The organism is Sedimentitalea xiamensis, from assembly GCF_030164465.1.
Lineage (GTDB): Bacteria > Pseudomonadota > Alphaproteobacteria > Rhodobacterales > Rhodobacteraceae > Sedimentitalea > Sedimentitalea xiamensis.
Genome location: NZ_JASNJE010000003.1, coordinates 50609 through 70777, shown reverse-complemented (window position 1 = coordinate 70777; position 20169 = coordinate 50609). Strand labels below are relative to the sequence as shown.

Here is a 20169-nt window from a genome sequence, read left to right as displayed (position 1 = left end):
TGGGTCGGGCGGGGGTCTCCCCGCCACCCTGTTAAGCGTACTTCGCCTGGATCTCGTCGCTGATGTTCTGCGGAACCGGGTCGTAGTGGTCGAACTGCATGGTGAAGTTCGCCCGGCCCGAGCTCATCGAACGCAGCGTGTTGATATAGCCGAACATGTTGGCCAGAGGCACCATCGCGTCGATGGCGATGGCGTTGCCGCGTGTCTCTTGCCCGGTCACCTGGCCGCGCCGGCTGGTGAGGTCGCCGATGATGCCGCCGGTATACTCTTCCGGGGTCACCACTTCGACCTTCATGATCGGTTCCAGCATCTTGGCGCCGGCCTTGCGCATCCCTTCACGCATGCACATCCGTGCCGCGATCTCGAAGGCGAGAACGCTGGAGTCCACGTCGTGGAACTTGCCGTCGATCAGGGCGACCTTGAAGTCGATGACGGGGAAACCCGCCAGCGGCCCGCTATCCATCACGGACTTGATGCCCTTTTCCACGCCCGGAATGTATTCCTTGGGCACGGCACCGCCTACGATGCGCGATTCAAAGGAATAGCCTTCGCCCGGCTCGGTCGGGCTGATGATCAGCTTGACCTCGGCGAACTGACCGGAACCACCCGACTGTTTCTTGTGGGTATAGGTATGTTCGACCTCGTGGCCGATGGTCTCGCGATACGCCACCTGCGGCGCACCGATGTTGGCTTCGACCTTGAATTCGCGCTTCAGGCGGTCGACCAGGATGTCAAGGTGAAGTTCGCCCATGCCCTTCATGATCGTCTGACCGGATTCCATGTCGGTTTCGACGCGGAAGGACGGGTCTTCGGCGGCCAGACGGGCCAGACCCTGGGACATCTTTTCCTGGTCCGCCTTGGTTTTCGGCTCGACAGCGATTTCGATGACCGGATCCGGGAAGGTCATGGTTTCCAGCACGACCGGGTCGTTGACCGCGCAGAGCGTGTCCCCGGTGGTGGTGTCCTTCAGACCGGCCAGCGCGATGATGTCTCCTGCGAAGGCTTCGGTGATTTCCTCGCGGTTGTTGGAGTGCATCATCATCATCCGGCCGACGCGCTCTTTCTTCCCCTTGGTGGAGTTCAGCAGCGTGTCGCCCTTGTTCAGCTTGCCCGAATAGATGCGGGTGAAGGTCAGCGACCCGACGAACGGGTCGTTCATGATCTTGAACGCAAGGCCCGAGAACGCCATGTCGTCATCCGCGCGGCGCGGGATGTTGCGCGTTTCGGTTTCGTCGCCCGGCTTGAAGCCCATGTAATCGACCACATCCAGCGGGCTGGGCAGATAGTCGATCACGGCATTCAGCAGCGGCTGCACACCCTTGTTCTTGAAGGCGGACCCGCAGAGAACCGGGATGAACTTGATGCCCAGCGTCCCCTTGCGGATCAGCTTGCGCAGCGTATCCACGTCGGGTTCCTGGCCTTCCAGGTAGGCTTCCATCGCGTCGTCGTCCATTTCGACGGCGGTCTCGATCAGCGTGGCGCGCCACTCGTCGGCCAGATCCCTGAGGCTGTCGCGGATCTCGCGCTGTTCCCAGGACGCACCCAAGTCTTCGCCTGCCCAGACCCATTCCTTCATGGTCACGAGATCGACCATGCCTTCCAACTCGTTCTCGGCGCCGATCGGAATCTGGATCGGAGCCGGGGTCGCGCCGGTGCGGTCCTTGATCATGCGCACGCAGTTGAAGAAGTCGGCGCCGATTTTGTCCATCTTGTTGACGAAGACGATGCGCGGCACCTTGTAGCGGTCGGCCTGACGCCAGACGGTCTCGGTCTGCGGCTCGACGCCGGCGTTGGCGTCCAGAACGGCAACCGCGCCGTCCAGAACCGCCAGTGAGCGTTCGACCTCAATGGTGAAGTCCACGTGGCCGGGGGTGTCGATGATGTTCATCCGGTACTTGGTGTCGGAGGTTGCATCGGCGGTCGGCTCTTCCTGGCGCTGCCAGAAGGTCGTGGTCGCGGCGGAGGTGATGGTGATGCCGCGTTCCTGTTCCTGCTCCATCCAGTCCATCGTGGCCGCACCGTCGTGCACCTCGCCGAGGTTGTGGGATTTGCCGGTATAGAACAGGATCCGTTCGCTGCAGGTGGTCTTGCCTGCATCGATATGGGCCATGATGCCGAAGTTGCGGTAGCGGTTTAGCGGATAATCGCGTGCCATGGGTTCTGTACCTCTAGGGTTTACCAGCGGTAATGGCTGAAGGCCTTGTTCGCCTCGGCCATCTTGTGGGTGTCTTCGCGTTTCTTGACGGCAGAGCCGCGGGACTGAACCGCGTCGAGCAATTCGCCGGCGAGGCGCTCTTCCATCGTGTGCTCGTTGCGGGCGCGGCTGGCCTTGATCAGCCAGCGGATCGCCAGCGCCTGACGACGCTCGGGACGGACCTCGACCGGCACCTGGTAGGTGGCGCCACCGACGCGGCGGGAACGGACCTCGACGGACGGCTGGATGTTTTCCAGCGCCTCGTGGAAGACTTCGATCGGGCTGCGCTTGATCTTGTTCTCGACCCGGTCCATCGCGTTGTAGACGATGCGTTCGGCGACAGATTTCTTGCCGTCGATCATCAGGTTGTTCATGAACTTGGTCAGAATGATATCGCCGAACTTGGCGTCGGGCAGGACTTCGCGTTTTTCAGCGGCGTGACGACGTGACATGTCGCTCTCTCCTTATTTAGGACGCTTGGCGCCGTATTTCGAACGGCGTTGCTTACGGTCTTTGACGCCCTGGGTATCCAGAACACCGCGCAGGACGTGGTAACGCACGCCGGGAAGGTCCTTGACACGACCGCCGCGGATCAGAACGACCGAGTGTTCCTGCAGGTTGTGGCTTTCGCCGGGGATGTAGGAAATCACCTCGAAGCCATTGGTCAGGCGCACCTTGGCGACTTTCCGCATGGCCGAGTTCGGCTTCTTCGGCGTGGTTGTATAGACGCGTGTGCAGACGCCGCGCTTTTGCGGGCACTCCTGCAGGTGCATGGATTTCGAGCGTTTGATTTTCGGCTGCCGCGGCTTGCGGATCAGCTGTTGGATCGTTGGCATTCCGGTTCTTTCCCCGTTTCGCAACACATGTGTCATGCACGCGGTTGCGTGCGGTTCAAATTCAGCGACTTACGCGTCCGCAAGCGCAAAAACCGCAAACGTTCCCATTCCGAGGTGAACGTCGCGGTGGGTATCCAGAGGATCGGAGCGTCAGGTGCCCGGATCGTGACCACTACAGTTTTGAATTCGACGGGCGGGGCGACCCCCACTGCCGAGATAGCGGGCGTATAGGCGGAGTCGCAACCGGTGTCAACAGCCGCTCACCCATGGCCAAACTGCCGTCCGGACAGCGACTTTACCCGACTCAAGCGACCGGATCCTTGTGCCGGCGCGGTCCCTGGCCGACAAGACCCTACCATGGGCTCGTCCGCATCCGCCGTCGTATGAGCCGGAGGAGGGAGCAAGGTTTTTCGGCGGCGGACAGGAATGCGGGCGCCGCCGAACTTGCATCCCCGCAACGGCGCTGCAAAGGTTTTCCGGACGTATCGATCCCCGGTCGCAACGCAAGTCAGCAGGAAGCCGCACATGCAGGTCATCGGAATTTGCCGTTTTTCCTATCCTGGCTTTGGCGGCTTCCAGATCCAGCATGACAGCCTTGAGGACCGTATCGCCTTTCTATACGCGCCCGAGCGTCTTGAAGAACGGTTCCGCTTTTTCGAAACCATCACCCTGCCGGGCATCCGGTCCCAGTTCGATCCGGATTTCACCTTCCTGATCGTGATCGGCGACAGCCTGCCAGAGGTGCACCGCCAAAGACTCCGGGCGCTGGTCGCGGACATCCCGCAGGCGGTGATCCAGGCGCATCCGCCGGGGCGTCACCGCGCGGCCATGCAGGCGGCGATCAATTCCGTCCGGGTTGCGGACGGCGAACCCTGCCTGCAGTTCAGGCTGGATGACGACGATGCTGTCGCCTTTCCCTTCGTGCACAGGCTGCGCGCCGCCGCCCGCGACGTGGCCGGGCTCCTGCACGACGCGCCCCAGATCGCGATCGATTTCAACCAGGGCTACATCGCCCGGCCCGGCCCGAAAGGAATCTCCGCGACCCCGATCCAGTCCCCCTACTGGACCGCCGGGCTGGGCCTGATGTTTCGCCCCGACAATGCGCTCAGCGTGATGAACTTCGGTCATCATTCCGTGCACAAGACGATGCCGACCGTGACCTTCACCGGCGAAGACATGATGCTGCGCGGCTTCAACGGCTACAACGATTCCCGCCAGGGGAAACGCGTGAAACCGGTGCCGCTGACTCCGCTGGACACGGATGGAGAGCTGTTGTTCCAGATGACTTACGGGATCGACTGCGATCAGGTCCGCCGGGTGTTCTCAAACCCGCTCTGACCCGCCCGGCTACCGGGATTTCCGCGCCAGCCTGCGTTCCCGGTAAAGCGTGAACACCCCCGTCGCCACAACGATCGCCGCGCCGATCAGCGTCAACTGGCTCGGCCAGTCGCCGAAAACGAAATACCCCAGGATCAGCGCCCAAAGCAGGCCGGTATAGCGGAACGGCGCGACAAATGACACATCCCCGACCCGCATCACCATGACGCTGAACAGATACCCGCCGAGGATGAAAAAGGACGACCCGGCCAGCAGCAGCGCCAGCCGCCCGTCGACCGGCTGCCAGTCCACCCCGGTCGAGGCGACGGCGGAAAACAGCAGGACCGAAAACGACGCGCAGAGCGTCACCGTCATCGACGGCGCCTCGGCCGACATCCGCCGCGTCGCCAGATCCCGCGCCGTCACGCAGCCCACCGCCGCCAGCGCATAGAGCGAATCGATGCTGAACCCGTCCGGACCCGGCCGCACGATCAGCAACATGCCCCCGAACCCGACCAGAATGGCCACCATCCGCCGCCAGCCCAGCGGGTCACGGAAGAACAGCGCCGCCCCCAGCGTCACCGTGAGCGGCAGAACCTGAAGGATCGCGGTCACATTCGCCAGCGGCATGTTCAGGAGCGCCGTCAGGAAAAAATAGGCCGCGCCGATCTCGCTCACCGACCGCAGCGCCACCAGCGCCCAGTCCCGCCGCGACAGGTCGAAGCGCAACGCGCCCAGATGGCGGGCAAGGACGAAGATCAGGAAGGTCGAAATCACGCCGCGAATCGTCAGCAACTGGAACAGCGGCAACGCCTTGTCGGTCGCCTTGATGCAGGCGTCGTTCAGGGTGAAGGCGGCCATGCTGGCCATCATCAGCAGCGCACCGCGCGTATTCGGCGACATCACGCCGCCCGCCGTCGACCCCGGTTCGCCCTGCCCCGCCATGTTCATCCGCTTCACCCTTCCGCGCGACCGGTCCTTGCCATGTTCACGATCTCTGCGCCCAAAACAGGCGGGCTGCAAGCGTTTTGCAGCGACCTCCCTTCGGCCCGGAGCCGAACCACCCGGACGGCGCCGACCCGGTGCGACCCGATACCCGGTCCCGCGCCTCACCGGCGGACCGGCGCGCGGGATTGCGGTGTGTTGTTGGACGGGGAAAATGGAAACCCCCGCAGGTTTCCGTGCGGGGGCTTCTTGTCAGTTCAGGATTGCAGTCCGGTTCAGTCGCGGCTTTCCTGCGAATCCACCAGATCGTCCATCATATCGGTGCCGATGATGTCCTCTTCGGTGGGCGCGGCAAGTGCTGCGGCGGCTTCGGCTTCCTCGCGGCGCGCCTCGATCACGACATTGTCGCGTTCGGCGGCGATGCGGCGCACGCGCTGCGTTGCCCCGCCCGTCCCCGCCGGGATCAGGCGCCCGACGATGACGTTTTCCTTCAGGCCGACCAGCTTGTCCTTCTTGCCCTGCACCGACGCCTCGGTCAGCACGCGGGTGGTCTCCTGGAAGGACGCCGCCGAGATGAAGCTGCGCGTTTGCAGGCTCGCCTTGGTAATCCCCAGCAGGATCGGTTCGCCCTGCGCCGGACGGCCGCCCTTGGCGATCGCCTTCTCGCAGGCCAGGTCGAATTCCTGCTTGTCCACATGCTCGCCCTTCAGCAGCGTGGTGTCACCGGAATCCTGGATCTCCCACTTCTGGAGCATCTGACGGACGATCACCTCGATGTGCTTGTCGTTGATCTTCACGCCCTGAAGACGATACACGTCCTGCACCTCGTCGATCATGTAATCGGCGAGCGCCTCGACGCCCATGATGGCGAGAATGTCATGCGGCGCGGGATTGCCGTCCATGATGTAGTCGCCCTTCTGGATGAAGTCGCCTTCCTGGACCGGAATATGCTTGCCCTTGGGCACCATGTATTCCGCCGGTTCCAGCGTATCGTCCGCGGGTTCGATGGTGATCCGCCGCTTGTTCTTGTAGTCGCGGCCAAAGCGCACGTAACCATCGATTTCCGCGATGATCGCGTGATCCTTGGGACGACGGGCTTCGAACAGTTCCGCCACCCGAGGCAGACCGCCGGTGATGTCCTTGGTCTTGGATCCTTCGCGCGGGATACGCGCCACCACGTCCCCGGCCTTGATCTCGGAACCTTCCTCGACCGAAAGGACCGCGTCCACCGACATCGGGTAAGTCACCGGGTTGCCCGCATCATTGCGCACCGGTTCGCCATCGGCATCGACCAGAATGATCTCCGGCTTCAACTCATTGCCCTTGGGCGCCGCCCGCCAGTCGATCACGATCTTCTGGGTCATGCCTGTGGCATCGTCGGTTTCATCGCGCACGGCAATGCCGCTGACAAGATCGACGAATTTCGCCGTGCCGGCCTTTTCCGCGATGATCGGCAGGGTGTAGGGGTCCCATTCGAACAGCTTGTCGCCGAACTTCACGTCCTGGCCTTCCCTGACGAACAGCTTGGAGCCATAGGCCAGCTTGTGGCTCGCCCGTTCCTCGCCGTTGCTGTCCTGGATCAGCAGTTTCATGTTCCGGCCAACCACCAGAACCTCGCCGCCGGCGTTTTCCAGCGTCTGCGGGTTCTCGAAGACGACCTTGCCTTCCTGGCTGGCTTCCATGAACGACTGCTGGCCACCCTGCGCGACACCACCGATATGGAAGGTCCGCATGGTCAGCTGGGTGCCGGGTTCGCCGATGGACTGCGCCGCAATGATGCCGACGGCTTCGCCTTGGTTCACCAGCGTACCGCGCGCGAGGTCGCGGCCATAGCACATCGCGCAGACGCCTTCCTCGGCCTCGCAGGTCAGCGGGCTGCGGATACGCGCCGAAGTGACGTTCGCGTCGTGGATGCTGTCCGCCATGCGTTCGTCGATCAGCGTGCCGTTGGCGACCAGCACCTCGTCGGTGCCCGGCCGCAGGATATCCTCGGCCGCGACGCGCCCCAGAACCCGTTCGCCCAGCGTCGCGACGACTTCGCCATCGTTTACCGCAGCTTCGGCGGTGATCGCGGCATCGGTTCCGCAATCCTTCATCCGCACGATACAGTCCTGGGCCACGTCCACGAGGCGGCGGGTCAGATAACCCGAGTTGGCGGTCTTCAGCGCGGTGTCGGACAGACCCTTGCGGGCGCCGTGGGTCGAGTTGAAGTATTCAAGAACGGTCAGACCTTCCTTGAAGTTCGAGATGATCGGCGTCTCGATGATGTCGCCGTTCGGCTTCGCCATCAGGCCGCGCATCCCGCCCAGCTGCTTCATCTGCGTGACCGAGCCGCGGGCGCCCGAATGGGCCATCATGTAGACGCTGTTCGGCTCCATCTCGGCGCCGGATTCGTCGCGGCGGCTGGCCGAAATCGACCCCATCATGGCTTCGGTGACGCGGTCGTTGCACTTGGACCATGCGTCGACGACCTTGTTGTACTTTTCGCCCTGGGTGATCAGGCCGTCCATGTACTGCTGTTCGAAATCCTTCACCTGTTCGCGGGTCTCGTCCACGATCGGCCACTTGGATTCGGGGATCAGCATGTCGTCCTTGCCAAAGGAAATCCCGGCCTTGAACGCCTCGCGGAAGCCCATGGTCATGATCTGGTCGCAGAAGATGACCGATTCCTTCTGGCCGCAATAGCGGTAGACGGTGTCGATCACCTGCTGCACTTCCTTCTTGCGCAGCAAGCGGTTGACCAGTTCGAACGGCGCCTTGGCATTGAGCGGCAGCAGCGCGCCCAGCCGAACCCGGCCCGGCGTGGTTTCATAGCGCTTCTGAACCTCGTTGCCTTCCTCGTCGATCTGGGTGATCCGCGCGGTGATCTTGGAATGCAGATGCACCTCGCCTGCGTCCAGCGCGTGCTGAACTTCCTCGATCGAGCCGAAGATCTTGCCTTCGCCCTTCATGCCTTCGCGTTCCAGCGTGACATAATAAAGGCCAAGGATCATGTCCTGCGACGGCACGATGATCGGCGCGCCGTTGGCCGGCGACAGGACGTTGTTCGTCGACATCATCAGAACCCGCGCTTCCAGCTGCGCCTCGAGGCTCAGCGGGACGTGCACGGCCATCTGGTCACCGTCAAAGTCGGCGTTGAAGGCCGAACAGACCAGCGGATGCAGCTGGATCGCCTTGCCTTCGATCAGCACCGGCTCGAAAGCCTGGATGCCCAGACGGTGCAGCGTCGGCGCCCGGTTCAACATGACCGGATGCTCGCGGATCACCTCGTCGAGAATGTCCCAGACCTCGGGGCGTTCCTTCTCGACCAGTTTCTTGGCCTGTTTTACCGTGCTCGACAGGCCCTTGGCCTCCAGCCGCGAATAGATGAAGGGCTTGAACAGTTCGAGCGCCATCTTCTTGGGCAACCCGCACTGGTGCAGCTTAAGTTCCGGACCGGTCACGATGACCGAGCGGCCCGAGAAGTCCACGCGCTTACCCAGCAGGTTCTGGCGGAACCGGCCCTGCTTGCCTTTCAGCATGTCCGACAGCGATTTCAGCGGGCGCTTGTTGGCGCCGGTGATCACGCGGCCACGACGGCCGTTGTCAAACAGTGCATCGACCGATTCCTGCAACATCCGCTTTTCGTTGCGGACGATGATGTCGGGCGCGCGCAGTTCGATCAGCCGCTTCAGGCGGTTGTTCCGGTTGATGACGCGGCGATACAGATCGTTGAGATCCGAGGTCGCAAAACGGCCGCCATCCAGCGGAACAAGCGGACGCAGTTCCGGCGGGATGACCGGGATCACCGTCAGCACCATCCACTCCGGACGGTTGCCGGATTCCAGGAAGGATTCCACGACCTTCAGACGCTTGATGATCTTCTTGGGCTTCAGTTCGCCTGTCGCCTCCTTCAGATCGGCGCGCAGGGTTTCCGCCTCGGCTTCCAGATCGATCGCTGCCAACATCTCGCGGATCGCCTCGGCGCCGATATTGGCGGTGAAGGCGTCCATGCCATAGGCGTCTTGGGCATCCATATATTCTTCTTCGGTCATCATCTGGCCATAGGTCAGATCGGTCAGACCGGGCTCGATCACCACGTAGTTCTCGAAATACAGAACCCGCTCCAGGTCACGCAGCGTCATGTCCAGCATCAGCCCGATGCGGGACGGCAGCGATTTCAGGAACCAGATATGCGCGACGGGGCTGGCCAGTTCGATATGGCCCATGCGCTCGCGGCGCACTTTCTGCAACGTGACCTCGACGCCGCATTTCTCGCAGACGACACCGCGATACTTCATGCGCTTGTATTTACCGCACAAGCATTCGTAATCCTTGATCGGGCCAAAGATGCGGGCGCAGAACAGACCGTCACGCTCCGGCTTGAACGTGCGGTAGTTGATGGTTTCCGGCTTCTTGATCTCGCCATAGGACCACGACAGGATCCTCTCGGGGCTTGCCAAGCTGACCTTGATCTCGTCAAAGACCTTCGGCGGGGTCAGCGGGTTGAACGGGTTGTTTATCAGTTCCTGGTTCATTTTGATGTCCTCAAATTCGTGCGGTCAGGCTGGGATTTGGCGGGAAGGCGTTTGCAAACGCCTTCCAAAGGGCTTTTCAAAGCCCTTTCACCTCATTCCTCGACCTCCGCATCCAGGAGTTCCATGTTCAGGCCGAGGCCGCGGACTTCCTTCACCAGAACGTTGAAGCTCTCGGGAACGCCCGCCTCGAAATTGTCCTCGCCCTTGACGATGCTTTCGTAGACCTTGGTCCGTCCGGCCACGTCATCCGACTTGACGGTCAGCATTTCCTGCAGGGTATAGGCCGCGCCATAGGCTTCCAGCGCCCAGACCTCCATTTCCCCGAAGCGCTGGCCACCGAACTGCGCCTTGCCGCCCAGCGGCTGCTGGGTGACGAGGCTGTAGGGCCCGGTCGAGCGCGCGTGGATCTTGTCGTCCACCAGGTGGTGCAGTTTCAGCAGGTACTTGACGCCCACCGTCACCGGGCGCGCAAACTGCTCACCGGTGCGGCCGTCGAACAGAACCGACTGTCCGCTTTCGCTGAAGCCCGCGCGTTTCAGCGCATCGTTCACGTCCGCTTCCTTCGCGCCGTCAAAGACCGGGGTCGCGATCGGCACACCACGGGTGACGTTGCCGGCGGCTTCGACCAGTCGGGTCTCGTCCATGTCCGCGATGCCTTCGTCGTAGACATCATCGCCATAGGCCAGGCGCATCGCCTCACGCACCGGCGTCAGGTCGCCCGAGCGGCGATAGTCCTGCAGCGCCTCGTCGATATTGACACCCAGGCCCCGCGCGGCCCAGCCCATGTGGGTCTCGAGGATCTGACCGACGTTCATCCGCGACGGAACACCCAGCGGGTTCAGGCAGAAATCGACCGGGGTGCCATCGGCGAGGAACGGCATGTCCTCCATCGGCACCACTTTCGAGATCACGCCCTTGTTGCCGTGACGCCCGGCCATCTTGTCGCCCGGCTGCAGCTTGCGCTTCACCGCCACGAAGACCTTGACCATCTTCATCACGCCCGGCGGCAGGTCGTCGCCCCGGCGCACCTTCTCGACCTTGTCCTCGAATCGGGCGTCCAGAGCGCGTTTCTGTGCCTCGTACTGCTCGTTCAGGGCCTCGACGATCTTGGCGTCGTCCTCATCCTCGAGCGCCAGTTGCCACCACTGGCCACGCGACAGCGTCTCCAGCAGTTCCTCGGTGATCTGGCTGCCCGCCTTGACCCCCTTGGGTCCCTTCACGGCGATCTTGTCCAGGATCATGTCCTTCAGGCGCGCATAGATGTTGCGGTCCAGAATCGCCAGCTCGTCGTCCCGGTCACGGGCCAGACGCTCGACTTCCTCGCGCTCGATCTGCAGCGCACGCTCGTCCTTCTCGACGCCATGCCGGTTGAACACGCGGACTTCGACGACGGTTCCGAAATCGCCCGGCTTGACGCGCAGGGACGTGTCGCGCACGTCGCTGGCCTTTTCCCCGAAGATCGCACGGAGCAGCTTTTCCTCCGGCGTCATAGGGCTCTCGCCCTTGGGGGTGATCTTGCCCACCAGAATGTCGCCCGGCTCCACATCGGCGCCGATATAGACGATGCCCGCCTCGTCGAGGTTGCGCAGGGCCTCCTCGCCGACGTTCGGAATGTCGCGGGTGATCTCTTCCGGCCCGAGCTTGGTGTCGCGGGCGGCGACTTCGAATTCCTCGATGTGGATCGAGGTGAACACGTCGTCCTGCGCGATCCGCTCGGAAATCAGGATCGAGTCTTCGTAGTTGTAACCGTTCCAGGGCATGAAGGCGACGACCACGTTCTTGCCGAGCGCCAGTTCCCCGATATCGGTGGACGGGCCGTCGGCGATCACCTGGCCCTTCTGAACCGTGTCGCCCACCTTCACCAGCGGACGCTGGTTGATGCAGGTGTTCTGGTTGGACCGCTGGAACTTGCGCATCCGGTAGATGTCCACGCCCGCGTCGCCCAGTTCCAGGTCCTCGGTGGCCCGGATCACGATCCGCTGCGCATCGACCTGGTCGATGATGCCCGTACGTTTCGCCATGATGGCGGCGCCGGAATCCCGCGCCACGACTTCCTCGATGCCGGTGCCGACCAGCGGCGCCTCGGCCCGCAGGAGCGGCACCGCCTGACGCTGCATGTTCGAACCCATCAGGGCGCGGTTGGCGTCGTCGTTTTCCAGGAACGGGATCAGCGAGGCGGCGACGGACACCAGCTGCTTGGGGCTGACGTCGATCAGGTCGACGTTTTCGCGCGGCGCGAGCGTGTAGTCGCCCGACTGGCGCGTGCTGACCAGATCGTTGATGAAATTGCCGTCGGCATCCAAGGTCGCGTTGGCCTGCGCCACGGTGTGACGCATTTCCTCGGTGGCCGACATGTAATGCACTTCGTCGGTCACGTGCCCGTCCTTGACCACCCGGTACGGCGTTTCGATGAAACCATACTTGTTCACCCGCGCAAAGGTCGCGAGGCTGTTGATCAGACCGATGTTCGGGCCTTCCGGAGTTTCGATCGGGCACATCCGGCCATAGTGGGTCGGGTGCACGTCGCGCACTTCGAAACCGGCACGTTCGCGGGTCAGACCACCCGGCCCGAGTGCCGACAGGCGCCGCTTGTGGGTGACTTCAGACAGCGGGTTGGTCTGGTCCATGAACTGCGACAACTGGCTGGACCCGAAGAATTCCCGCACCGCGGCCGCGGCCGGCTTGGCGTTGATCAGGTCCTGCGGCATCACGGTGTCGATCTCGACCGACGACATGCGCTCCTTGATCGCGCGCTCCATGCGCAGAAGGCCGACACGATACTGGTTCTCCATCAATTCGCCAACCGACCGCACACGGCGATTGCCGAGGTGGTCGATATCGTCGATGTCGCCCTTGCCGTCGCGCAATTCCACCAGCGCCTTGACGCAGGCGACGATGTCTTCGCGGCGCAGGGTGCGCTGAGTGTCGTCGGCATCCAGGTCCAGACGCATGTTCATCTTGACCCGGCCCACCGCGGACAGGTCATAGCGCTCGCTGTCGAAGAACAGCGTGTCAAACAGCGCGCTGGCCGCTTCCACGGTCGGCGGCTCGCCCGGTCGCATCACGCGATAGATGTCCATGAGCGCGGTGTCCCGGTTCATGTTCTTGTCCATCGCCATGGTGTTGCGCATGTAGGGACCGACATTGATGTTGTCGATGTCCAGCACCGGAATGTCGGTCACGCCCACGTCGATCAGTTCCTTCACGGTTCCGCCGATCAGGTCGCCGTCCTTGTCGTATTCCAGCGTCAGCTCGTCACCGGCCTCGACATAGATCGCGCCCGTGTCCTCGTCGATGATGTCACGCGCCACGAACTTGCCAACGATGTGTTCGAACGGCACCAGCAACGACTTGACCGCACCTTCCTCGATCAGTTTCTTCACCGCGCGCGGCGTCACTTTCTTGCCGGCTTCGGCGATGATCTCGCCGGTGGCGGCATCGATCAGATCGTAGGTCGGACGGGTGCCGCGCACCCGCTCGGGGAAGAACGGCGTGACCCAGCCTTTGCCCTTCTTCAGCGAATAGCTGACGGTGTCATAATAGGCATCCATGATGGATTCCTGGTCCAGACCCAGCGCATAGAGCAGCGTCGTGACCGGCAGCTTGCGGCGGCGGTCGATACGCGAATAGACGATGTCCTTGGCGTCGAATTCGAAATCCAGCCAGCTGCCGCGATACGGGATGATGCGGCAGGCAAAGAGCAGCTTGCCCGAGGAATGCGTCTTGCCCTTGTCGTGGTCGAAGAACACACCGGGGCTGCGGTGCATCTGGGACACGATCACCCGCTCGGTTCCGTTCACGACGAAGGTGCCGTTGGGAGTCATCAGGGGCATGTCGCCCATGAACACGTCCTGTTCCTTGATGTCCTTGACGGACTTGGCGCCGGTGTCCTCGTCCACATCGAACACGATCAGACGCAGCGTCACCTTGAGCGGCGCGCTGTAGGTCATGTCACGCTGCTGGCATTCCTCGACGTCATACTTCGGCTTTTCCAGTTCGTATTTCACGAACTCCAGCACGCTGGTCTCGTTGAAGTCCTTGATCGGGAACACCGACTGGAACACGCCCATGATGCCTTCGCCGTCGGTCGGCCGGGGCGCGTCGCCGGAGTTCAGGAACAGGTCGTAGGACGATTTCTGAACCTCGATGAGATTCGGCATCTCCAGCACTTCGCGGATCTTGCCATAATATTTACGCAGACGTTTCTGGCCAAGGAAGGATTGAGCCATGTCAGGTGTCACCTTTCGATTTTCTCACCGGTCAAGGATGCCGTCGGGCCCCGGCAGCTTGCCCATACGAGACAGCGTCTTCGGATCAATTCATGGCCACCGTCCCGACTGGCGGCCTCCCGATCCGTGAACACGCCTTGGAAAACGCCCGCGCGATGGGCCCTTGCCAAGACAGGTTCGGCTGGCCCCGGACATCTCCGGAGCCAGCCAAATTCAGACGGTGGGTGATCCCACCACCAGCAGGCTTATGCCAGCTCGACCTCGGCGCCGGCTGCTTCCAGCTTGCCCTTGATCTCTTCGGCTTCGTCCTTGGACACGCCTTCCTTGATCTTGCCGCCAGCTTCGACCAGGTCCTTGGCTTCCTTCAGGCCCAGACCGGTGATTCCGCGCACTTCCTTGATCACGTTGATCTTGGAGGCGCCGGCGTTCTTCAGAACGACGTCGAATTCGGTCTTTTCCTCTTCGGCTGCGCCGCCGGCGTCGCCGGCCGGGCCTGCCATCATGACAGCGCCGCCAGCTGCGGGTTCGATGCCATATTCATCCTTGAGGATGGTTTTCAGTTCTTGTGCTTCAAGCAGGGTCAGACCAACGATCTCTTCTGCCAGTTTCTTCAGATCAGCCATTTTATCAGCTCTTTCCGTTTTCAGTTCGTGTGTTCCAACGACGCGTGTTCATTCACGTGCCGAACTTACAGTGCTCAGGCGGCCGCCTTGTCCTCGATCGTGGACAAGATGGACGCGATATTGCTGGCAGGTGCGCCAATGGCCCCGGCGATGTTGGATGCAGGTGCGCCGATCATGCCGGCGATGGTAGCGATGAGCTCCTCGCGCGACGGCATCTTCGACACGGCCTCGACTCCGGCCCGGTCCAACGCGTTCTCACCCATTGCGCCGCCAAGAATTTCGAACTTCTTGTTTTCCTTGGCGAAATCCTCGGCCACCTTGGCTGCCGCCACGGGATCCTCGGAATAGGTCAGAACCGTCATGCCCGTCAGGAGCGACGTGATCGATTCACACGGCTTTCCCTCAAGGGCGATCTTGGCGAGCCTGTTCTTGGCAACACGCACAGATCCACCCGCGTCGCGTGCACGCGCGCGCAGATCCTGCATCTCAGCAACTGTCAGTCCGACGTAGTGGGCAACCACAACGACGCCAGAGCTTTCAAAGATCTGGCCGAGTTCCTCGACCACTTTCTCTTTCTGGGCTCTATCCACAGTTTCACTCCAAATTGGGAGGTGCGACCCTCCGGCTCAGTTCTGCCGGGACGACAAGCCCCGACAATCGGGTCCTTACGGGTCCTGCGCATCATCCCGGACGGCCGGTCGGCGGTCCAAAGAAACTTTGTCATTTCCCGTCTCGGGCAGGATTTATGGGCATGGCCCACCCACCGTCTCGGACGAACGCCAGAGCGCCCCCGAATCACGGGGGCGCCCGACAGGGGGTAGTTATGCCGCCAGCGCACAAATGTGAAGAGGTGAATGCGTCTTTTGCAGGGACGCATGCTCACGTCCCCGTCATCGAAGCCACGGGATATCTCCCGGTCCGGCCGTGCCGGGGCCGGGGTATCGCCTGAAAACCGCAGACTGGTAACGCCCAAAGCCGTTTCCGCCAGCCGGAAATGCTGCGGGAACGCCGCGTGCGAAACCGCCCGGACACCGGACCCGCGGCCGATTTCCGTTCAGGCGCCGGAAGCGAGAAGGCGCGCCGTTTTCACGACGCGCCTTTCCGAACAGATACCTGCAACCTGGATCAGTCGCCGGTGGCGCTGGCCACGTCGATCGTGACGCCCGGACCCATGGTCGAACTGATCGCGATCTTTTTCATGTAGGTGCCTTTGGCCCCCGACGGCTTTGCGCGCGCAACGGCATCCACGAAGGCCTTGATGTTTTCCACCAGCTTGGCCTGGTCAAAGGACACCTTGCCGACGCCGCCATGAACCACGCCGCCTTTCTCGACCTTGAACTGGACCTCGCCGCCCTTCGCGGCCTTGACCGCGTCCGCGACCTCCATCGTCACCGTTCCGACCTTGGGGTTCGGCATCAGGTTGCGCGGCCCGAGGACCTTGCCCAGGCGGCCGACGATCGGCATCATGTCCGGCGTCGCGATGCAGCGGTCGAATTCGATCTTGCCGCCCTGCACGATTTCCATCAGGTCCTCGGCGCCGACGATATCCGCTCCGGCGGCCTGAGCTTCGTCAGCCTTGGCGCCACGGGCGAACACGGCGACGCGCACGGTCTTGCCGGTGCCGTTGGGCAGGCCGACGACGCCACGGACCATCTGGTCGGCATGGCGCGGGTCGACACCCAGGTTGACGGCCAGTTCAATGGTCTCGTCGAATTTCGCGTTGGCGTTTCCCTTGACCAGAGCGACGGCATCCTCGACCGACAGATCGCTCTTGCCGGCAAATGCTTCACGTGCGGCGCGGGTGCGTTTTCCGAGTTTTGCCATCTTACTTCACCTCGATGCCCATGGAGCGGGCAGAGCCCAGGATGATCTGCATCGCGCCTTCGATGTCGTTGGCGTTCAGATCCTTCATCTTGGCCTCCGCGATCTCGCGCACCTGCGCGACGGTCACGGTGCCGACGGTTTCGCGGGACGGCGTCTTGGCGCCGGACTTCAGCTTGGCCGCCTTCTTCAGGAAATAGGACGCCGGGGGCGTCTTGATGTCCATGGTGAAGGACTTGTCCTGATAGTAGGTGATCACGGTCGGACACGGGGCACCGGGTTCCATGTCGGCGGTCTTGGCATTGAACGCCTTGCAGAATTCCATGATGTTGATGCCGCGCTGACCCAGGGCGGGTCCGACCGGCGGCGACGGGTTTGCCTGCCCGGCAGGCACTTGCAGCTTCATGCTGCCGACGAGCTTCTTGGCCATTGGCCTTCTCCTTTTACAGCACTGACGGATCGCGTTCCGTCAGCAGGTTTTGCCCGTGGTCCGGTGCGCCGCGCGCGTGCTGCGCCGCCTCCCACGTTTCGACTCGCCCCGAAGGACGATCCGTGTCCGATATCCAATCCGGAACCGACATGCAAGGGTGGTGAACCCGCGGTGGCAGCACGGGTACAGCCGCCGGCGGGCCAACCGTCCGCTGCGCCCAATTCGACAAACGCGTCGTTTTGTGGCATATTTTCCAGACGGCCAGAACGAAACGGATCGGGGACGGAAACACCCGCAATCGCCATGCGCCATCGATTGATCGCCGCCATTCTCATTTCCCTGCTCGGGGTCTCGCTGCTGCCGCGATCGGCTGCGGCCGCCGGCAGCGACTGCTCTCTGGCGTTGGTCTTCGCGCTTGATATATCCGTCAGCGTCGACGAAACCGAGTATCGCCTGCAACGCGAAGGTCTTGCCGCAGCCCTGAACGACCCCGAAGTCAGCGCGCTGATCCTTCAGCAACCGGACGCCGTGGCGATGCTGGTTTTTGAATGGAGCAGCCACCGCCACCAATCGGTCAAGGTGCCGTGGCATATGATCGAAACCCGGACCGACCTGTCCCGTTTCACCGCCAGTCTGATCGATTATCCGGGCTTTCCTCACTTCTATCCCACGGGTGTGGGCCGCGCTGTCGCCTTCGGCCTGACTGCGCTTGCCGAACAGTCCCAATGCACCCGGCGGGTTCTGGACGTGTCGGGCGATGGCGTGAACAATGATGGCTACGCGCCGGACAACGCATACAGGCATTTTCCCGTGGACGGCGTGACGGTCAACGGCCTGGTCATCCTGGGCGCCGATGCCGATGTCCTGTCCTACTACCTGGACAATGTCCGGTTCGGACCTGGCGCCTTCGTCGAAGTCGCCGGCAGTTTTGCTCAGTATGAACAGGCCATGAAGCGCAAACTGCTGCGGGAAATCGGCGTCCGGCAGTTCGTGTCAAACGAAGGTTCCGTCAGCACGCGCTGAAACGCAGCCTGTCGCCATTTGAATTCGTGCAACGCGAAACGCCGCGACCGGCGATCCGGGATGACACCGAATGGCTTCAGCTTTGCTTGGTGACCTGGGTGAATTCCAGTTCGACCGGAGTTTCGCGGCCGAAGATCGACACCGACACCTTCAGGCGCTGGTTGTCCTCGTCCACTTCCTCGATCATGCCGTCGAAATCCTCGAACGGGCCGTCGTTGACCTTCACCCTCTCGCCGATCTCGTAATGGATCAGGGTGCGCGGGGCCTCTTCGCCTTCCTGCACGCGGTTCATAATCGCATTCAGTTCCGCGTCGCGCATCGGCATCGGGCGGCCCTGCGGCCCAAGGAACCCGGTGACGCGGTTGATCGAGTTGATCAGGTGATAGCCCTGGTCGCTCATTTCCATGTGCACGAGAACGTAGCCCGGCATGAAGCGGCGCTCGGTCGTGACCTTCTTGCCGCGGCGCACCTCGATCACTTCCTCGGTCGGCACCAGAACTTCGTCGATCTGATCCTCGAGCCCCTGCTCGGCGACCGACGTGCGAATCTGCTCCGCGATCTTCTTCTCGAAATTCGAGAGAACACTGACCGAGTACCACCGTTTCGCCATGAACCTTGCCGTCCTTGTCCTGCCCGGCCCGTCCGCAAGACGCCGCCGTTATCTTGAATTGCCGGGCGCGGTCGTTGCGCCCTGCCCCGGAATAAAAAGCGGCGCGCAACACGAATCGCCGCACGCCCATACCGAGATAGGCCGTCACCTACCCGCCAGCGGCCCATTGATCAAGGGCTTTGGCCGCATTTGTTGCGGACCGGCGCCGACGCGCCGCCGTCAGCCAAACACCCCGAGAATGCCTTGCAGGCCGTAGCGGATCAGGATGTCGACCAGCGCGAAGAACACCGCTGTCAGCGCCGCCATGATGAACACCATCACCGTGGTCAGGAACACCTCGCGGCGGGTCGGCCAGACCACCTTCGCCACTTCGGCGCGGACCTGCTGGATGAACTGGATCGGATTGGTTGTGGCCATTGCTCGGGGAACTCTCTGCTAGCGGACGGTTGGCACATAAAGAGATCGCGGTGCCATTTCAACCCCGCGGACGCCGGGCCGCGCAAGCGCCGCCCGCTCCCGTCGCGACGGGCGGTCCTGGCAGGGGCTGAGGGACTCGAACCCACGACCCTCGGTTTTGGAGACCGATGCTCTACCAACTGAGCTAAACCCCTAGGACCGCGCTTTTCCTATGACAGGCCGACCGAGGGGGCAAGTGCTATTTGGATCCGCCGCCCGTCCTTCGCGCGGCAAATTGCAGGCGGCCCGACAATTTTCCCCCCGCGCATTCCAGACCGGCGCGGGATTGCATATGTAGAGACAAACAGTGGGGAGAATCCGGTGAGCCTGCGGAAAAGGATCGCGGACAGCGCATGGTTCAACGACTCTCTCGAAGGGGCGTTCGCCGCCTATATCCGGTTCGCCCATCGCACTTCGACCTGGCAGCGCATCGGGTTCGAACCGATGGAAGACGCGGTGCGCGCCGGGGAGCCGGTCATCATGGCGCTCTGGCACCAGCGGCTGATGATGGCCCCTTTCATGTTCGACACGTCGCTGGGGCCGATCTGCTCGCTGACCTCCTCGGCCCGCGCGGGCAGCGCGGTCGGGCGGATGCTCGGCCGGTTCGGTTTCGACACCGTCCCGATGTCCAGCCACAAGCGCCACGTCGCCCTGTCCCGGATCGTTCTCGGCAAGATGCGCGACGGCGTTTCCATCGGCATCGCCACCGACGGGCCGCGTGGCCCGGCGCGCATCGCCTCGACCGTGCCGCTGGTCTGGGCGCGCGCCTCGGGCAAGCGGGTCTTCGTCGTCGCCTATGCCGCCAACCGCCAGATCAGTTTTCCGACCTGGGACCGGATCACCCTGCCCGCGCCGTGGTCGCGCGGCGTCCTGATCTGCCGCGAGTGGGATGAAACCGTACCGCGCAAGTCCACGGACGCCGAAACCGAGGCCCTGCGGCTGAAACTCGAGGCCGCGCTCAACGACGTGACCGACGCCGCCGACCGCGCCGTCGGGCGGCCCCTGCCCTGATCCGACCGCCTTGCCCGGTTCAATCGGGGCGGGACACCGCAAAACGGGCCGCTCCAACGCGGAGCGACCCGGTCGCCATACCCCGTGGATTTACGGGCAACACCGAACTCGTTATCCCCGCGCCTCACTCCGCGCGGGGTACACTTGGCGACAACGG

General features: G+C 62.8%; 15 protein-coding genes and 1 tRNA gene. 3 read left to right on the top strand and 13 right to left on the bottom strand.

The genetic code is table 11. The features are described 5' to 3' along the window. Positions 1 to 31: 31 nt before the first annotated feature. The 3 genes from fusA to rpsL are packed head-to-tail and all read right to left on the bottom strand — an operon-like array spanning position 32 to position 3030. Positions 32 to 2155 (bottom strand): elongation factor G, encoded by a 2124-nt coding sequence (gene fusA, locus QO034_RS03340; RefSeq protein WP_284484088.1) that lies wholly within the window; start codon positions 2153 to 2155, stop codon positions 32 to 34. Between the two features lie 20 nt (positions 2156 to 2175). Beyond that, a complete protein-coding gene (gene rpsG / locus QO034_RS03335) occupies positions 2176 to 2646 on the bottom strand; it encodes a 30S ribosomal protein S7 (protein ID WP_284484087.1) in 471 nt (156 codons plus the stop codon). A gap of 12 nt (positions 2647 to 2658) precedes the next feature. Further along, positions 2659 to 3030 (bottom strand): 30S ribosomal protein S12, encoded by a 372-nt coding sequence (gene rpsL, locus QO034_RS03330; protein WP_284484086.1) that lies wholly within the window; start codon positions 3028 to 3030, stop codon positions 2659 to 2661. A 525-nt stretch (positions 3031 to 3555) separates the two neighbouring features. On the opposite strand from rpsL, the gene QO034_RS03325 reads away from it, so the two are divergent. Beyond that, positions 3556 to 4368, top strand: coding sequence for a putative rhamnosyl transferase (locus QO034_RS03325; protein ID WP_284484085.1), 813 nt, complete (start codon positions 3556 to 3558; stop codon positions 4366 to 4368). Between the two features lie 9 nt (positions 4369 to 4377). Here QO034_RS03325 and QO034_RS03320 read toward each other — a convergent pair whose 3' ends face one another. The 7 genes from QO034_RS03320 to rplK all read right to left on the bottom strand — a co-directional run bounded on the left by QO034_RS03320 (position 4378) and on the right by rplK (position 16912). After that, a complete protein-coding gene (locus QO034_RS03320) occupies positions 4378 to 5250 on the bottom strand; it encodes a DMT family transporter (protein ID WP_284484281.1) in 873 nt (290 codons plus the stop codon). A gap of 317 nt (positions 5251 to 5567) precedes the next feature. Continuing rightward, positions 5568 to 9809: a DNA-directed RNA polymerase subunit beta' gene (rpoC, locus tag QO034_RS03315; RefSeq protein WP_284484084.1), complete on the bottom strand. Its 4242-nt coding sequence runs from the start codon at positions 9807 to 9809 to the stop codon at positions 5568 to 5570. 92 nt (positions 9810 to 9901) lie between these two features. Beyond that, positions 9902 to 14038, bottom strand: coding sequence for a DNA-directed RNA polymerase subunit beta (rpoB, locus tag QO034_RS03310; RefSeq protein ID WP_284484083.1), 4137 nt, complete (start codon positions 14036 to 14038; stop codon positions 9902 to 9904). Positions 14039 to 14283: 245 nt separating this feature from the next. Then, complete coding sequence (rplL, locus tag QO034_RS03305; protein ID WP_284484082.1) at positions 14284 to 14661, bottom strand: 50S ribosomal protein L7/L12; 378 nt, start codon at positions 14659 to 14661, stop codon at positions 14284 to 14286. Positions 14662 to 14735: 74 nt separating this feature from the next. Then, a complete protein-coding gene (rplJ, locus tag QO034_RS03300) occupies positions 14736 to 15251 on the bottom strand; it encodes a 50S ribosomal protein L10 (protein WP_284484081.1) in 516 nt (171 codons plus the stop codon). 535 nt (positions 15252 to 15786) lie between these two features. After that, the gene (rplA, locus tag QO034_RS03295; RefSeq protein ID WP_284484080.1) at positions 15787 to 16485 is read right to left on the bottom strand and encodes a 50S ribosomal protein L1; all 699 of its coding nucleotides are present in this window, start codon (positions 16483 to 16485) and stop codon (positions 15787 to 15789) included. A gap of 1 nt (position 16486) precedes the next feature. Next, positions 16487 to 16912: a 50S ribosomal protein L11 gene (rplK, locus tag QO034_RS03290; protein ID WP_284484079.1), complete on the bottom strand. Its 426-nt coding sequence runs from the start codon at positions 16910 to 16912 to the stop codon at positions 16487 to 16489. Between the two features lie 303 nt (positions 16913 to 17215). Between rplK and QO034_RS03285 the strand changes: the two genes are divergently transcribed. Next, positions 17216 to 17935 carry a DUF1194 domain-containing protein gene (locus QO034_RS03285; protein WP_284484078.1) on the top strand — a complete coding sequence of 240 codons (720 nt, stop codon included), beginning with the start codon at positions 17216 to 17218 and terminating at the stop codon, positions 17933 to 17935. A 76-nt stretch (positions 17936 to 18011) separates the two neighbouring features. Here QO034_RS03285 and nusG read toward each other — a convergent pair whose 3' ends face one another. From nusG to QO034_RS03270, 3 genes are all read right to left on the bottom strand, one after another. Next, entirely contained in the window at positions 18012 to 18545 is a 534-nt protein-coding gene (gene nusG, locus QO034_RS03280) for a transcription termination/antitermination protein NusG (RefSeq protein ID WP_284484077.1), read from the bottom strand. A gap of 219 nt (positions 18546 to 18764) precedes the next feature. Continuing rightward, a complete protein-coding gene (gene secE / locus QO034_RS03275; RefSeq protein ID WP_284484076.1) occupies positions 18765 to 18962 on the bottom strand; it encodes a preprotein translocase subunit SecE in 198 nt (65 codons plus the stop codon). A 118-nt stretch (positions 18963 to 19080) separates the two neighbouring features. Continuing rightward, positions 19081 to 19156, bottom strand: a tRNA-Trp gene (locus tag QO034_RS03270). Positions 19157 to 19322: 166 nt separating this feature from the next. Here QO034_RS03270 and QO034_RS03265 point away from each other — a divergent pair. Further along, the gene (locus QO034_RS03265; protein WP_284484075.1) at positions 19323 to 20012 is read left to right on the top strand and encodes a lysophospholipid acyltransferase family protein; all 690 of its coding nucleotides are present in this window, start codon (positions 19323 to 19325) and stop codon (positions 20010 to 20012) included. Positions 20013 to 20169 lie beyond the last annotated feature (157 nt).

Coding starts and splice junctions, on each gene's coding strand:
- fusA (WP_284484088.1), bottom strand. CDS start 2,155: ATGGCACGCGATTATCCGCTAAACCGCTACCGCAACTTCGGCATCATG.
- rpsG (WP_284484087.1), bottom strand. CDS start 2,646: ATGTCACGTCGTCACGCCGCTGAAAAACGCGAAGTCCTGCCCGACGCC.
- rpsL (WP_284484086.1), bottom strand. CDS start 3,030: ATGCCAACGATCCAACAGCTGATCCGCAAGCCGCGGCAGCCGAAAATC.
- QO034_RS03325 (WP_284484085.1), top strand. CDS start 3,556: ATGCAGGTCATCGGAATTTGCCGTTTTTCCTATCCTGGCTTTGGCGGC.
- QO034_RS03320 (WP_284484281.1), bottom strand. CDS start 5,250: ATGTCGCCGAATACGCGCGGTGCGCTGCTGATGATGGCCAGCATGGCC.
- rpoC (WP_284484084.1), bottom strand. CDS start 9,809: ATGAACCAGGAACTGATAAACAACCCGTTCAACCCGCTGACCCCGCCG.
- rpoB (WP_284484083.1), bottom strand. CDS start 14,038: ATGGCTCAATCCTTCCTTGGCCAGAAACGTCTGCGTAAATATTATGGC.
- rplL (WP_284484082.1), bottom strand. CDS start 14,661: ATGGCTGATCTGAAGAAACTGGCAGAAGAGATCGTTGGTCTGACCCTG.
- rplA (WP_284484080.1), bottom strand. CDS start 16,485: ATGGCAAAACTCGGAAAACGCACCCGCGCCGCACGTGAAGCATTTGCC.
- rplK (WP_284484079.1), bottom strand. CDS start 16,912: ATGGCCAAGAAGCTCGTCGGCAGCATGAAGCTGCAAGTGCCTGCCGGG.
- QO034_RS03285 (WP_284484078.1), top strand. CDS start 17,216: ATGCGCCATCGATTGATCGCCGCCATTCTCATTTCCCTGCTCGGGGTC.
- nusG (WP_284484077.1), bottom strand. CDS start 18,545: ATGGCGAAACGGTGGTACTCGGTCAGTGTTCTCTCGAATTTCGAGAAG.
- secE (WP_284484076.1), bottom strand. CDS start 18,962: ATGGCCACAACCAATCCGATCCAGTTCATCCAGCAGGTCCGCGCCGAA.